Here is a 13,197-nt window from a genome sequence, read left to right as displayed (position 1 = left end):
CAATGTAAGCACTGCTTATCTTGCTTCATATTCACCATTTCCCAGTATAACACAGGCTTTCTCCGCAATCACCAGAATCCCACCACAAAGTGAGGCTTAAGCTTCGATGCTTACTCAGGTACTTTGCGGGACCCCGAAACAATTTCAAAAAAAGCCCCCGGCACTGATGCCGGAGGCTTCTCATCTTCATAGGTTCCGTAAGCTTACGCTTCCAGTGCCGCTGCTACCGGAGCGACATCCACCGGATACACGCTCACTTTTTTGCGGTCGCGTCCCCAACGTTCGAACTTCACTACGCCGTCCACAAGTGCGAACAGTGTGTCATCTTTACCGATGCCCACGTTCGTGCCCGGGTGGATTTTGGTTCCGCGTTGACGAACCAAGATGTTGCCGCCGGTTACTGCTTGACCGTCAGCCCGTTTCACGCCAAGACGCTTAGAATGGGAATCACGTCCGTTCTTTGTGGAACCAACACCTTTTTTCGATGCGAATAATTGAAGATCCAATTTCAACATGTTGTCAACCTCCTTCTTCAAATGATGACTTCCTGTATCTGAATATATTTCCTGTAGGATTTAGCAATATCCTTGAGCATCAGCACCATGGATTCCAGCAAGAGCTGTACCTTGGCGGAGACTTCGGGATCATTCACGGGAACCAGGGTTCCGCTTAAGAATCCATCCTTCATCGAAGTATCCAGAACAACTCCGGTCAGGCTTTCAATCGCATTCACAGTTCCAACGGTAACCGTCGAAACACCCGCGCAGACGATATCCTTGCCATTCCTTGCGTATTCCGCATGCCCCTTGACGGCAAAACCGACAATGACACCTTGAGCAGAAGCCCGTGTAATCCGCACGTTAATCATTAACGCACCTTCTTACGCTTGAATCTTCTCGATAGTTACTTTGGTGTACGGTTGACGATGGCCTTGTTTCTTGTGGTAGTTCTTCTTAGGTTTGTATTTGTAAACTACAACCTTATGACCCTTACCATGCTTCTCGACTTTGGCTGTTACAGACGCGCCGCTTACCAGCGGAGTTCCTGCAGTCAAACCACCTTCGTTAGAAACAGCCAAGACACGGTCAAACGTTACGCTTGCGCCGTCTTCAGCTTCCAGCTTCTCAATGAACAAAACATCGCCCTCTTGGACTTTGTATTGTTTACCGCCAGTTTCGATAATTGCATACATTGTACTTGCACCTCCTCATGTCTCAGACTCGCCTAGTCAAGGTGGCAATCCCCGGAGGAATTACGCTTCATCTACCCGATCGGAGCGGTTACAGCATGTGCAGGAATGGAACAACCAAACACATACTTGAAGATATTATCATACATATGATCCCTAGTCAATATCTCCTTACAAAACATATACAACCTGACCATCTCTTCCCTACTCCAGCCATGTCCCAACCTTGCCTGTACCGCCGCAGCACTGGCAGATCACCGGGGCAAATCCGGCGGAATCATGTCTGGCCTTCTTACGGGTCATCTCCAGCAGACCGAGATGGGTCCAGCCGAGAATATGCGTCTTGGTCCGGTCCCGGCTGATAATGCTCTCCAGCTTGTCCGTCACCTGCCTGCGGTGCTCTTCCCGCTCCATATCAATGAAATCAACAATAATAATACCGCCCGTATCCCGGAGCCGGACAAGCCGCCCGATCTCCTCCGCAGCCAGCAGGTTGGTCCGCGTTACCGTATCCTCAAGGTTCGTCCCGCCAGTATACTGCGCTGTGTTGACGTCAATCACAGTCAAGGCCTCTGTCTCATCCCAGATGAGCGTAGCCCCGCCTTCGAGGATGATTTTACGGCTGAAGCTCTTATGAAGCTGATCCGTCACCCCGTAAGCAGAGAAAATGGACTCCTGCCCCCTGTAGAATCCCACAGGCTTGTACCCTTCAGGAGCCATATCCGTCAGGAAGGCTTCCGCTTCCTTCACCGCCTTGGCCGAATCAATCAGCAGCTCATCACGCTGCGGATTGAAGGCATCCCGGATGAACCGCTGGACGATACTCAGATCGCAGTGCAGCAGAGCGGGTGCCTCCACTTCCTTGGAACGCCGGGTAATCATTTCCCACTGCGCCCGCAGAAAAGCCAGATCTCCCTCCACGGCATCCAGCGGCTCGTCCTCGGAGACGGTGCGCATAATAAGTCCTTCCTCACCCTGGCGCAGCCGCTCGCCGATACCTTTGAGCCGGCTGCGCTCCGATTCCCGGCTTATTTTCTTGGAGACCCCGACATATTCGGCAAAGGGCATGTACACCATCCAGCGTCCGGGCAGTGTATAATGCGTGGTTACCCGCGCGCCCTTGCCGCCCCGCGGTTCTTTTCTCACCTGGACGACAATCTCCTGACCGGGCTGCAGCAGCATCTCAATCGAAGGCTTGACGGCCGGCTGCTTGTCCAGATGGGGATGCAATACATCATCTACGTATAGGAACGCATTCTTTTTCTGTCCGATATCTACAAAGGCCGCCTGCATACCAGGCAGCACATTCATTACCCGGCCTTTATAATAACTCCCGACCAGACCTTGCTGCTGATCGCGTTCAGCCGCATATTCCACCAGCCTCCCGTTCTCCAGAAGTGCCATGCGGGTAATATGCTGTGTACAGTGAACGATCATTTGTTTCATGGCTTCACCTCTGGTTTGAATCGTTACTCGCTTGTTACTTTCCGAAATACGAAGCAATCAGACGCTGCTCCGGCACAACGGCTACGATATCCCTGTCGTTGTTCATCACATAGATATAATGATAATGGTTACGTTTAAATAGACGCAATATCTCATCCAAAGGTTTCGCGAGCGAGGCAACTATTGGGCGGGCAATGTTCTCCGCCACTAGATACCGCTCATAAATCCGCTCACGGTTCATCAAAAAACCAACAAACCGGTACGGCAAATTACGCTGGTCCGTCCAATTAGAATAGAGCAGAAACGCTCCGATCATCAGCAGGTTAAGGCGGAGGCCGTCCCCGTTCCCAAGCGGAAGCAGGGCGTACCCTATCACAAGCAGGCTGGCCGCAATACTGACTCTGCCGGTCCACAGCAGCGTGTAATAATACGGAAGCAGCAGACTCAGGGCTGCCTGAAGGATTTTGCCACCGTCCAGCGGAAGCACCGGCAGCAGATTGAACAGAGCGATCATGGCGTTGGCTCCGATAAAATAATCCAGATAGGCGATATTTCCATACTCCACCTGCTTAAGCGCCAGTGCCATCAGAATCATAATTCCGTTCTGCAGCGGACCGGCCAGGGCAATCCCGATCTCACGGACAGCCGTAAGCCGCCCATGATCCTCTATAACCGCAACGCCGCCGAATGGCAGCAGCTCCACCGATCTCACGTTAATTCCGGCCAGCAGCGCCGCACATACATGTCCAAGCTCATGAATGAATACGATCAGGAACAAGGTTAGCAGCTCCAGGAACTGTCCGGTAAGCACGGATACCATGAGAATCAGCACAAAGAGCGGATGCAGTGATAATTCAATGCCGCAGACCCTAATCAAACGATACCACTTCGGCCGGATCAATATAAGTCTTGTCTTTCATAACTGCAAAAAACAGCAACGGGACCCGGGCATCCTCCGTCCCCTGAATCCAGCCTATTTCGTCTCCGCTCTGTACCCAGTCATCCACCGCGAGCCGTGTCCCGCTCAAATGACCGTATTCTGCCGTGATCTCCCCGGTATGGCGGACCGTAATACGGATGCCTCCCCGGGCTTCCTTTGAAACGGCCAGCACACGGCCCGTATCTACACTTTTCACCGTGACACTGGCACTTGAATCGTCTGCCGGGATAATTTCAATGCCATTAAGCGAAGTGGCAAAAGGACGCACAATACTTCCCGCAAGCGGAGCGCTAAGCTCATGGGCGGCTGTCACCTTCTCCGCCGGTACCTGTTCATCTCCGAAAATCGGAATAAAGGACGGGGCTCCATTGAAATGTTCCTCGTACCACACCTGTGCTGCTGCAAAATCCATATCATTGCTAAGGATGTCTGTAATAAAGTACTGTGCCTTCACGGCCCAGGGCTCCTGCACGGCAAAAATGCCCCATACAGCGCCGAAGACCAGAAGACTGGCCACCGTCCGCCGCAGCAGACCAGCACGGAAGCCCTGCCCCGGTCCCCTCCCGTCTTCCTCTTCCCAGTGGTTACGCTGCTGCTTCCACACCGTCTCGGGGTCAGGCTCAGGGGAAGAGGCCAATTCATTCCTGTCCCCAGCCCCCCATTCTCTGAAGGAGGGAGGGCTGTCAGACAGCCGGAACCGCTCTGGTGCTGCTCCGGCTGCCGGCTTCTCCTCCAGCAGATTCTGTATACGCTTCTTGCGGCGGTTCTTGGACTCTCTCGGGTATTCCATAATGATCCCTCCGGCGGGCTTGTTTTACTTCCATTTTATGAGTGGCGGAAGCCGCTTTAGAACAAGCCCTGTCCAAGTTACTGCACAACAAAAATAAACCCGCTGCTGATGTCTCAGCAGCGGGCTCTTAACAGAAGATAGCCGTGTATAAGTGCGTGGCCGGGATTCAGCCCATTCCAAAAAATTTCTTGAGCTTCTTAAAGGCGCCCGTCTTCTGGTCAAGCTGCATCAGCGGCACCGCATCGCCAAGAATACGCCGGGCAATATTACGGTAGGCGATCGCTGCTAAGGAGTCCGGGTTCATCACGGTAGGCTCCCCGTTGTTCGCCGCCCGGATGACCTGTTCATCATCGGGTACAATCCCGATCAGATCAATATTAAGCACCTGCAGAATATCCTCGATATCAAGCATATCCCCGGACTTGATCAAGCCCTGACGAATCCGGTTGACCACCAGCTTCGGAGATTCTACCGATGACTGCTCCAGGAGACCGATAATCCGGTCCGCATCCCGCACCGCAGCATGCTCCGGAGTGGTAACTACAATTGCTTTGTCAGCACCGGCAATTGCATTGCGGAAGCCGTGCTCAATTCCCGCCGGACAATCGATCAGAACATATTCGTACTCCTTCTTAAGCTCAAGAATGATATCCCTAACCTGCTCCGGTGTAACGGCTGTCTTGTCCTTGGTCTGGGCTGCGGGCAGCATGTACAGCTCATCAAAGCGCTTGTCCTTGACCAGCGCCTGATTCAGCCGGCAGCGGCCTTCCGCCACATCGACCAGATCATAGATGATCCGGTTTTCCAGCCCCATGACAACATCCAGATTCCGCAGTCCAATGTCGGTATCCACCAGACATACTTTTTTGCCCTGCAAGGCGAGTGCGGTACCAATGTTGGCTGTTGTGGTTGTCTTGCCAACTCCGCCTTTGCCCGAGGTTACGACAATCGCTTCTCCCATGGAGGCTACACCCCTTTAAACACATTTAAATCCTGACGTAACTTCACTATATTATGAATTTTGTCGATTTGCATAGCACCGCCTGATAAGTAGGCAAATTCCATGCTGCTCTCCCGGGTTCCCCATTCATCCGGAGGCCTGCTGATAATCTCAGCAATCCGGAGCTGGGTAGGCGCGAGCAGCGAAGCGGCAATAATGGCCTCCTGATTACCGTTGATTCCGGCGTGTGCCATCCCTTTGAGTGCTCCAAGAATATAGATATCCCCTGAACAGGTAATGGTCCCTCCCGGATTCACATCCCCGAGGAACAGCAGATTGCCCTCATGATGCAGCACCTGGCCCGAGCGGAGCATTCCGCTCATCATGAACAAGGCTTCCGTATCCTTCTCTTCAGGATCTTCAATAGCTTCAACCGAACGGATTAACAGATTCCCCTGACTCTTGAGGATCTCCAGTACCGCCTCTTTATCTTCTTCAGTAACAGCACGGTTGCCCAGCTTAATATCCACATGCACAATCGGGCCGGTCAGAATATTTTGATGGCTGTGCTCCAGCTTGTAGCGAAGCTCACTTAAGAGATCTTCAAAGGGACACTTGTCGTCTAGCAGGAATACCAGGCCATCCTTGATGCCCTTAATCCTTACGTGCTTGGATTTAACTGTCATATGCCTGTCCCCCTATCCTCATTCATTCGTGCCGGGCCGGGCAAACTCCTTCTTTGGGTGATAAGAAAATGCTGCTGCAGCTTAGGCAGCCTCCTCATCGATAGTCTCTTTCTTCAGCAGCTCCAGCTGGCGCCGGAGCGGAACGTAGAGAAGCAGGCCTGCAGCAAAATGAATGAGCATGGTAGGCAGCATATGATGCAAGAGTGCCCAATTATATGGCTCCTGGCTTAGATTAAACACATTATAGATAGCAAAAAGAATACTGTCCTCTAGCAGGCTGCCCAGTAGCACCACTGTCATCATGAGCGGCAGCGGAGCACGGGGAATCTGGAATATCAGCCCGATCAGGTACGCAGATAAACCCATAGCGAAGGAATGAGCACCCAGTATGCGGCCATAGAAGACTACATCATGCAGCATGCCGAACGACAAGCCCAGAATAAGTGCCGTATGCCGGTGATGGTATACCGTTACGAACAGAATGACGATGAAGACGAGATTAGGAATAATCCGCATCTGCCAGCCGTCAGGAATCAGCCAGGGAAGCACTGTGCCTTCCAGAACAAATAAAAAGAATAACAAAAGTATCAGGACAGGTCTGCGCATCCTCACTATTCTACACGCTCCTCCGTATAGACAACGAAGAGTTCCTTCCAGTCCTGGAATTCTGCCGCCGGCTTGATAATCGCTGTAGAGGTGAACCCGTACTGTCCTACCTTGACTTCTTCCACCTTGCCGATAGGCATTCCACGGGGATACATCCCCCCTCCGCCTGAGGAAATAATCATATCACCCTTGGCAATCGGATCGCCTACAGGGATTTTGTTCATCAGCAGCATTCCGGTCTGCTGGTCGTAGCTCTCAACCATCCCAAAGGTCTTGCCTTCCTTGTTCACAGCAGTTGCCGATATAGGAGGCTGTGAGTTGGGGTCCTTGCCATCCATCATTGTCATGAGCTTCACGGTAGAGGTGAATTTACTCACATTACTGATGACCCCTACAAGGCCCTCGATAGAAGTTACAGACATATTCAGCCGGATGCCATCCTTCTCCCCAAGATCAATGACAAGTGTATTATTGCTTGGCTCTGTCGTTACACTGACAACATTGGCAATCAGATATTCATATTTATACATGTTTTTTTGGGCTTCCGTAAATTTAAGATCCTTTTGGTAGCGCTCATTCTCAGCTTTAATAAAATTCAACTGCGCCTTATCCCGGGCGTACTGCGCAGCCAGAATCTTAAGCTGCTTGTTCTCTTCGGCCAGCTCATTCAGAGTCCCGATATCTTGGAAGAAGCCCGCTACGTATCCAGCGGGCTTGTAGAACAATTTCTGCACGAATCCGGTCGTATCTCTGAGGAAGTTCTCCGGCCAGGACAGGGTCTTCCTCTGCCCCAGGCTGAAGCCCATCAGAACGATAAACGTAACCAGCGTAATCAGCAATATAAACAGTCGTTTATTGTTAAACAGCTTGAACAATCTCGAGCACCCTCTAATAACCGTATTTCTCCAACCTCAGGGGTTGACGTTCACAGTCCGCATGATCCTAGCGTTTGGAGCGGAGGCCCGAACTGCTGCGGCTCTTGAACAAGTGGATATTCTCCAGCGCCTTGCCTGTGCCGATTGCAACACAGTCCAGCGGATTCTCGGCCACAATCACCGGCATTCCGGTCTCACGCGCCAGCAGCTTGTCCAGGTTGCGCAGAAGTGCGCCGCCGCCTGTAAGCACAATGCCGCGGTCCATAATATCGGCAGCCAGCTCCGGCGGACATTTCTCCAGCGTAACCTTCACGGCTTCAACAATTGCATTCACAGTATCGGACAGAGCTTCACAGATTTCATCGGAGGTAATGGTCAGCGTCTTCGGCAGACCGGTTACCAGATCGCGTCCGCGGATCTCCATCGTCTCAGCCTTCTCAAGCGGCAGGGCAGAGCCCACATCCATCTTGAGCTGCTCGGAGGTGCGTTCACCGATCATAAGGTTATACTGGCGCTTGATGTATTGGATGATAGACTCATCTGCATCATCCCCTGCCACACGTACAGAACGGCTGGTAACAATACCGCCGAGTGAGATTACTGCCACCTCGGTAGTTCCGCCGCCGATATCTACAACCATACTTCCGGTTGGCTCCCATACAGGAAGATCTGCACCGATGGCAGCAGCAAAAGGCTCCTCGATAATGTAAGCTTCCCGCGCTCCGGCCTGCTTCGTAGCATCCTCTACCGCACGCTGTTCAACGGCAGTAATTCCGGATGGCACACACACCATGACATTCGGATGGCGCTGGAACATCGAGCGCTGCTTCTGGGCCTGGCGGATGAAATATTTGATCATAGTTGCTGTAGTATCGAAATCAGCGATGACCCCGTCCTTCATTGGACGGATGGCACGGATGTTGCCCGGTGTGCGTCCGATCATTTTTTTGGCGGATTCCCCTACTGCTTCTATCGTCTTAGTATCGGTATTAATAGCAACCACGGACGGCTCTCTGACAACAATTCCTTTACCGCGCACGTAGACAAGCGTATTCGCTGTCCCCAAGTCAATTCCTAAGTCTTTCGTAAAACCACCTAACATCTTGTATGCTCCTTTTCCATGTGAATCTAGACAATTGTATTACATGTAGCCTTTCTCTTTCAAACTTACGTAGCTGCTGTCTCCGATCACCAGATGATCCAGCACATCAATGCCGACAATCTCGCCTGCCTGCATCAGCCTGGAAGTCAGTGAGATGTCTTCAGGGCTTGGTGTAGGATCACCGCTCGGATGATTATGTGCGCATATAATTGCTGCGCTGCTGCATTTCATGGCTGCCCGGAACACCTCGCGGGGATGCACAATGGAGGCATTAAGGCTACCCATGGACAATGTTTCCTGCGCAATAACATGATTCTTCGTATTCAGGAACAGACAGATAAAATGCTCCTTCTGCAAATAACGCAGCTGCTCAGTCAGAATCTCCGCCGCGTCCTGGGGACTGCGGATAATGACCGGTTCAGTAAGCCGGGAATTCGCCATACGTCTTCCCAGCTCTATGCCTGCTTTGAGTTGCACGGCCTTGGCAGGGCCGATGCCGTTAATTGTTGTCAATTCTTCAATGCTCAGATCCGCCAGTCCGCGGAGACCGCCTGCATGGCTCAAGAGCCGCTGGGCGATAAGAAGGGCTGATTCACGGTGCGCACCTGTGCGCAGCAGGATAGCCAGAAGCTCCGCTTGACTTAATGATTCCGCCCCATAATGCATCATGCGCTCTCGTGGTCGTTCTTCATGGGGGAGGTCACGCAGCATAAATGATTGCGACTCCATCCCTAACCTTCTTTCTTCGGCTACCCTTACCGTTTCAGCACCGAAATGCCAAACCCGGACAACATACCGCTCAGCAGTGACAGCGGCAGACCGACCACGTTAAAATAGCAGCCTTCAATTTCTTCCACCAGGGTGGCGCCCAGTCCTTGTATCGCGTAAGAGCCGGCTTTGTCGGCAGGCTCCCCGGTCGCTATGTAAGCGGAGATTTCCTCTTCGCTCATTGCTCTCATAGTTACAGAGGTTACCCTATGATCTACCAGGGTACGTCCCTCTGCGGAACCGATGCAGGCCACCCCGGTGTATACCTGATGCGTCCGGCCTTGCAGCATGCCCAGCATTCTGGCGCTGTCCTGCTCGTCCGCCGGCTTGCCGAGCACCATTTCGTCAAGCACAACGATCGTATCGCTGCCGATAATAACGGCATCCCGGTCTCCTGCAACAGGAATCACAGCTTCTGCCTTACGCAGCGCCAGATTCCGTACAATAGCTTCAGGGCTCCATTCAGGCGGCGTACTCTCATCAGCATCGCTGGACAGCACCTCAAAGGGCAGGCCAAGCGAGGCTAACAGCTCACGCCGCCGCGGCGAACCTGAGGCCAGAATAATATGCCGCGAATTGTCATGCTCCACTGTAATTAACGTCCCTTCTTGATGCTGCCAGCTAAGGCTACAGCCTGCGGTACAGCCACACGGCTGTAATAATCCCGGCAAGACTGAGCAGGCACAGTTTCAAATGGATTGTGATGTCATAGGTTATGATGTCTAAATCGGCTTGCGGCGACCACTTGAGAACAGTCGAAGCTGTAAGAAAAGACAGAGCTTGTACAGGTTCCAGCAGCTTGGCAATCCAGGCTCCGGCCAGCCAGCCCAGAATAAGAAATAACAGCAGTGTTCCTACATTTTTCTTCTTCATTCAAGTCTTCCCTCGCCATTTTTTGACACCCTAATTATTATACGGTGAAACGGAGTGCAATACAAACTCAAAATCCATCCAGGGAATGTTTACCACGTAAGCAGCCTGCGGAACTTATCACACCGCAGGATTACGTCTGGAAATACAGCAATCCCCCGCCGGGCAAACGCCTGGTACGGGGGATCATTTATTTAGCCTATAGTCAGCGGTTAATTACGCCTCAGCTGTCAGCTCATGGCGGACAACAGGCTTTTCTGGCCGGTCAGGAAGCTCATCATGGCCTCCTGCACCTCCCATAGCAGCCCCTCCGCCTTATTCTTATTGTATTCGTTCAGGGCGGCTATCCCCTGGCTCATGGATTTCTCCAGCCCGTCAGCGATTCTCTGCCCTTCAGGTGTGAGGCCCGGCTCCAGTGCCTTGACTGCCTGGGTCCACTGCATATGGAGATCGCTTACCGCTCCGCCAGCGTTCCCGCTGTCCCCCCCGCCAAGCAGGGAAGCAGACAAGCTGCTGAGCTCGCTTAACAGCTGGCTGCTAAGCTTGAAGTAGCTGTCCACCGCCGCCGCCGTTCCGGTATAGCGGACCTGGTTCACCGCTGGCAGGGCCACTTCTCTCACGTACAGCTCGATGCCCTGCCCCTTAAGGCCATTGCTGAGCAGCTTGGCCTGCTCACGGTCAGGAGACAATCCGGCGTACACACGGTTGCCGTCTGCCGGGTCAAGACCTGCGGCAAGGCCGGCGGTCAGCAGCTCCTGCCGGGCCTGCTCCGCTCCTGCCGGTGTACTGAAGACGCCATATTGCAGCAGATAATAGCTCTGCGGCGCAACCTGAACCGGAATCTGCGTGCTCACCGCTTCTCCCGTCTGCTCAGGAGGCACGCCCGTAATGTCTGCCGCGTTACCGCTGTTTGCCGCCTTTTGCCCCTGAGTAATCCCTGTCTTAACCGCTTCATTGCCGGGAGCTTTAGCAGTCTCCCCCGTCCCTCCTGTGATGAACGACAGGGCTGCGTATCCGAGCAGAATTCCCGTTCCCAGCGCTCCAGCGACGGACAGTGCGAACTTCCACCAATACGAGGGACGGCGGGTATGATAAGAGCCGCCGTAGCTATTCCCTTGAACTCCGGATGGATCATGACTGTCTGTAGCGGATTCACGGTTATCTTCATACAGCGGGTAGTACTCATCTGCTGAATGCAGACCTTCTTCATCTGCCCCTCCATAGAAGGAGTGATCCTCCGAATCTTCACTCTCTTCCCATAGATGCCTTGCAGAAGCAGGACGGACAACAGAATACAGCCCCAAATCATAGTTATCCTCAGGAGTTTTCGGTTTCCGGCGGCCGGAGCCCGGGGGCTTCAAGTAAGCTGCCTCTACAGGCCGGGGCAACTCCACCTTCTCCAGATCCACAATATATTCATCGGCCTTGGAATAGGAGGATGTCTTAATTTCCCCGCGCTGCACCTTGTCAGTGTCCTTAATCTCCAGAACCACACCGGTTTCGTTCACTGCCCGGCGCTCTGCCGTCTCTGTCCGCTGTCTGCCCTGGTTCCCGTCGAAGCGGAATGTCATTCTTCCGTTATTCAATACCCTCACCTCGCGATCTTCAGTTCTATACTGAAAGATATGAAAGATGCGAGAGAGATATGCTATTTTAATATATTTACACCAGACTAAGCAGCTTCGCCTTCACGCCGTCTGCTGCATAATGCCTGCTCAGTGTACGGTAGGCCTGATCTGCAATAATGGAGCCAAGCTCCGGCGTGGTCAGCAGCCTGATCAGATGATCGGCAGTGTCAGCCGTTGTTCCTGCCAGCAGGATATTCCGTCCCGGCTCGCAGAGCAGCTCCTCCGAGCCCTTCAGGCTGCTGACCACAGGCGTGCGGAGGGCCCAAGCCTCCAGAATGCTGCTTTGAGCGCCGCAGTCCTCGCAGCATGAGGCAACCACAGCTCTGGCCCTGCGGATATAATCGGCTGTCTGTATAGCTTCACTGATAATTAAAATAGAAGAGTCATTCCGGACGGCAGCTGCGACCTCTGCGTGCACCTCTCTGCTAATAATGCAGCAGCGGATATCCGGCACCGCCGCCCGAATCAGCGGATATACCTTCTTGAAGAACAGCAGCGCTGCATTCTTGCCGTCAGTAGAATACATGTTCCAGTGCAGAACGATGGAGTTATCCTTGGCAGTATCTCCGGCAGCCGCATAAGGGGGGGCACTCAGATTAATGTACGGCGGAACAACATGCACCTTGCCTGCATCGGCAAAGGATAGCGCCTTAAAGGACAGCGCCTCATCTTCTGAAGCAGCCAGCAGCAGGCTGGTCTTGTTCATTAACCGGCGCTCTTCGCGGCGGATCAGCGCATCATTCAGCTTGCGGTAGCCTGTACTTATTCCCCGCTTGCCAGCCGCCCGGCTCTGCACCCGTATGCCACCGGCACGGCGGGCGTCGGTGACGATAACAGCCCCGGGAAGCAGCGAGGCGACCAGATCCAGCCCATTGCCGAGCATGGCATATGAGACAAACACATGGCTGTAGGCATGCTGGCTGCACATCTCGGTTATTACCGCCCGCAGCGACTTGTCATTGCCGATCATCGAGGCATCCTTGCGGAGCCTGTTCAGCGGAAACAGCAGGCTTCTGCGGGTGGACGCAGGCCGCTTCACCTGATGCACGGTCAGGGCAGGACTGCGCAGAATCTGCGTCTCGCGGCGGTGGTAGCAATACTCCAGCAGATCAATATCAAACCGCTCCAGCAGCATATTAAGGAAATTCTCTGTTCTGATGTCTCCTTCCCGGTCTCCCGGTGTGTGACTACGGGCAGAAAGGAACAGCATTCTCTCTCTCATGGCTATAGCTCCTTGGTTCTATGTAAATGTGTATGAATATGTACGAAACAAAAAAGGCCGGATGACATCCAGCCCAGAAATGTGAAACTTTCGATGTAGATCTATAGTAACGCAATCCCTCTGAGAAGGTTGTCG

General features: G+C 53.1%; 16 protein-coding genes and 1 other annotated feature. All 16 genes read right to left on the bottom strand.

The annotated features are described in order from the left end of the window. Nucleotides 1-203 precede the first annotated feature (203 nt). Nucleotides 204-515 (bottom strand): 50S ribosomal protein L27, encoded by a 312-nt coding sequence (gene rpmA, locus MKY64_RS01905; RefSeq protein WP_020429282.1) that lies wholly within the window; start codon nt 513-515, stop codon nt 204-206. 17 nt (nt 516-532) lie between these two features. Beyond that, complete coding sequence (locus tag MKY64_RS01900) at nt 533-868, bottom strand: ribosomal-processing cysteine protease Prp (RefSeq protein WP_036725900.1); 336 nt, start codon at nt 866-868, stop codon at nt 533-535. Nucleotides 869-880: 12 nt separating this feature from the next. Continuing rightward, nucleotides 881-1,192, bottom strand: a complete 312-nt coding sequence (gene rplU, locus MKY64_RS01895) for a 50S ribosomal protein L21 (RefSeq protein WP_036698983.1) — start codon at nt 1,190-1,192, stop codon at nt 881-883. A gap of 14 nt (nt 1,193-1,206) precedes the next feature. Continuing rightward, nucleotides 1,207-1,292 (bottom strand) — a sequence feature (ribosomal protein L21 leader region). A 101-nt stretch (nt 1,293-1,393) separates the two neighbouring features. Continuing rightward, nucleotides 1,394-2,635 carry an Rne/Rng family ribonuclease gene (locus MKY64_RS01890; RefSeq protein ID WP_036725903.1) on the bottom strand — a complete coding sequence of 414 codons (1,242 nt, stop codon included), beginning with the start codon at nt 2,633-2,635 and terminating at the stop codon, nt 1,394-1,396. A 34-nt stretch (nt 2,636-2,669) separates the two neighbouring features. After that, complete coding sequence (locus MKY64_RS01885) at nt 2,670-3,512, bottom strand: M50 family metallopeptidase (protein WP_036725904.1); 843 nt, start codon at nt 3,510-3,512, stop codon at nt 2,670-2,672. Continuing rightward, nucleotides 3,505-4,365, bottom strand: coding sequence for a M23 family metallopeptidase (locus MKY64_RS01880; RefSeq protein ID WP_340950633.1), 861 nt, complete (start codon nt 4,363-4,365; stop codon nt 3,505-3,507). Before MKY64_RS01880 ends, MKY64_RS01885 begins: the two co-directional genes overlap by 8 nt. Before the next feature lie 166 nt (nt 4,366-4,531). Next, nucleotides 4,532-5,326 carry a septum site-determining protein MinD gene (gene minD / locus MKY64_RS01875; protein WP_036725909.1) on the bottom strand — a complete coding sequence of 265 codons (795 nt, stop codon included), beginning with the start codon at nt 5,324-5,326 and terminating at the stop codon, nt 4,532-4,534. 5 nt (nt 5,327-5,331) lie between these two features. After that, the gene (minC, locus tag MKY64_RS01870; protein WP_036698972.1) at nt 5,332-5,991 is read right to left on the bottom strand and encodes a septum site-determining protein MinC; all 660 of its coding nucleotides are present in this window, start codon (nt 5,989-5,991) and stop codon (nt 5,332-5,334) included. Between the two features lie 81 nt (nt 5,992-6,072). Then, entirely contained in the window at nt 6,073-6,603 is a 531-nt protein-coding gene (gene mreD / locus MKY64_RS01865) for a rod shape-determining protein MreD (RefSeq protein WP_081751172.1), read from the bottom strand. After that, nucleotides 6,603-7,472: a rod shape-determining protein MreC gene (gene mreC / locus MKY64_RS01860; protein WP_235191892.1), complete on the bottom strand. Its 870-nt coding sequence runs from the start codon at nt 7,470-7,472 to the stop codon at nt 6,603-6,605. The genes mreD and mreC overlap by 1 nt, the downstream gene beginning before the upstream one ends. A gap of 67 nt (nt 7,473-7,539) precedes the next feature. Beyond that, nucleotides 7,540-8,574: a rod shape-determining protein gene (locus MKY64_RS01855; RefSeq protein ID WP_036725912.1), complete on the bottom strand. Its 1,035-nt coding sequence runs from the start codon at nt 8,572-8,574 to the stop codon at nt 7,540-7,542. 39 nt (nt 8,575-8,613) lie between these two features. Beyond that, a complete protein-coding gene (gene radC / locus MKY64_RS01850) occupies nt 8,614-9,303 on the bottom strand; it encodes a RadC family protein (RefSeq protein WP_036725914.1) in 690 nt (229 codons plus the stop codon). 26 nt (nt 9,304-9,329) lie between these two features. Next, nucleotides 9,330-9,932, bottom strand: a complete 603-nt coding sequence (locus MKY64_RS01845; protein ID WP_036725915.1) for a Maf family protein — start codon at nt 9,930-9,932, stop codon at nt 9,330-9,332. A gap of 37 nt (nt 9,933-9,969) precedes the next feature. Beyond that, a complete protein-coding gene (locus tag MKY64_RS01840) occupies nt 9,970-10,215 on the bottom strand; it encodes a DUF4321 domain-containing protein (RefSeq protein WP_036698966.1) in 246 nt (81 codons plus the stop codon). Between the two features lie 227 nt (nt 10,216-10,442). Beyond that, on the bottom strand, nt 10,443-11,798 hold the full coding sequence (locus tag MKY64_RS01835) for an SPOR domain-containing protein (protein WP_051478056.1): 1,356 nt from the start codon (nt 11,796-11,798) through the stop codon (nt 10,443-10,445). Nucleotides 11,799-11,874: 76 nt separating this feature from the next. Further along, entirely contained in the window at nt 11,875-13,062 is a 1,188-nt protein-coding gene (locus MKY64_RS01830; RefSeq protein ID WP_036725917.1) for a glycosyltransferase, read from the bottom strand. Between the last annotated feature and the right edge of the window lie 135 nt (nt 13,063-13,197).

The sequence above is a fragment of the Paenibacillus sp. FSL R7-0210 genome, from assembly GCF_038009085.1.
Classification (GTDB): domain Bacteria; phylum Bacillota; class Bacilli; order Paenibacillales; family Paenibacillaceae; genus Paenibacillus_AQ; species Paenibacillus_AQ silagei.
This window is presented reverse-complemented; position numbering and strand designations above follow the sequence as displayed.

Bases quoted from the DNA above. Each gene is read 5' to 3' on its own strand.
- rpmA (WP_020429282.1), bottom strand. From the start codon at position 515: ATGTTGAAATTGGATCTTCAATTATTCGCATCGAAAAAAGGTGTTGGT.
- MKY64_RS01900 (WP_036725900.1), bottom strand. From the start codon at position 868: ATGATTAACGTGCGGATTACACGGGCTTCTGCTCAAGGTGTCATTGTC.
- rplU (WP_036698983.1), bottom strand. From the start codon at position 1,192: ATGTATGCAATTATCGAAACTGGCGGTAAACAATACAAAGTCCAAGAG.
- MKY64_RS01890 (WP_036725903.1), bottom strand. From the start codon at position 2,635: ATGAAACAAATGATCGTTCACTGTACACAGCATATTACCCGCATGGCA.
- MKY64_RS01880 (WP_340950633.1), bottom strand. From the start codon at position 4,365: ATGGAATACCCGAGAGAGTCCAAGAACCGCCGCAAGAAGCGTATACAG.
- minD (WP_036725909.1), bottom strand. From the start codon at position 5,326: ATGGGAGAAGCGATTGTCGTAACCTCGGGCAAAGGCGGAGTTGGCAAG.
- minC (WP_036698972.1), bottom strand. From the start codon at position 5,991: ATGACAGTTAAATCCAAGCACGTAAGGATTAAGGGCATCAAGGATGGC.
- MKY64_RS01855 (WP_036725912.1), bottom strand. From the start codon at position 8,574: ATGTTAGGTGGTTTTACGAAAGACTTAGGAATTGACTTGGGGACAGCG.
- radC (WP_036725914.1), bottom strand. From the start codon at position 9,303: ATGGAGTCGCAATCATTTATGCTGCGTGACCTCCCCCATGAAGAACGA.
- MKY64_RS01840 (WP_036698966.1), bottom strand. From the start codon at position 10,215: ATGAAGAAGAAAAATGTAGGAACACTGCTGTTATTTCTTATTCTGGGC.
- MKY64_RS01830 (WP_036725917.1), bottom strand. From the start codon at position 13,062: ATGAGAGAGAGAATGCTGTTCCTTTCTGCCCGTAGTCACACACCGGGA.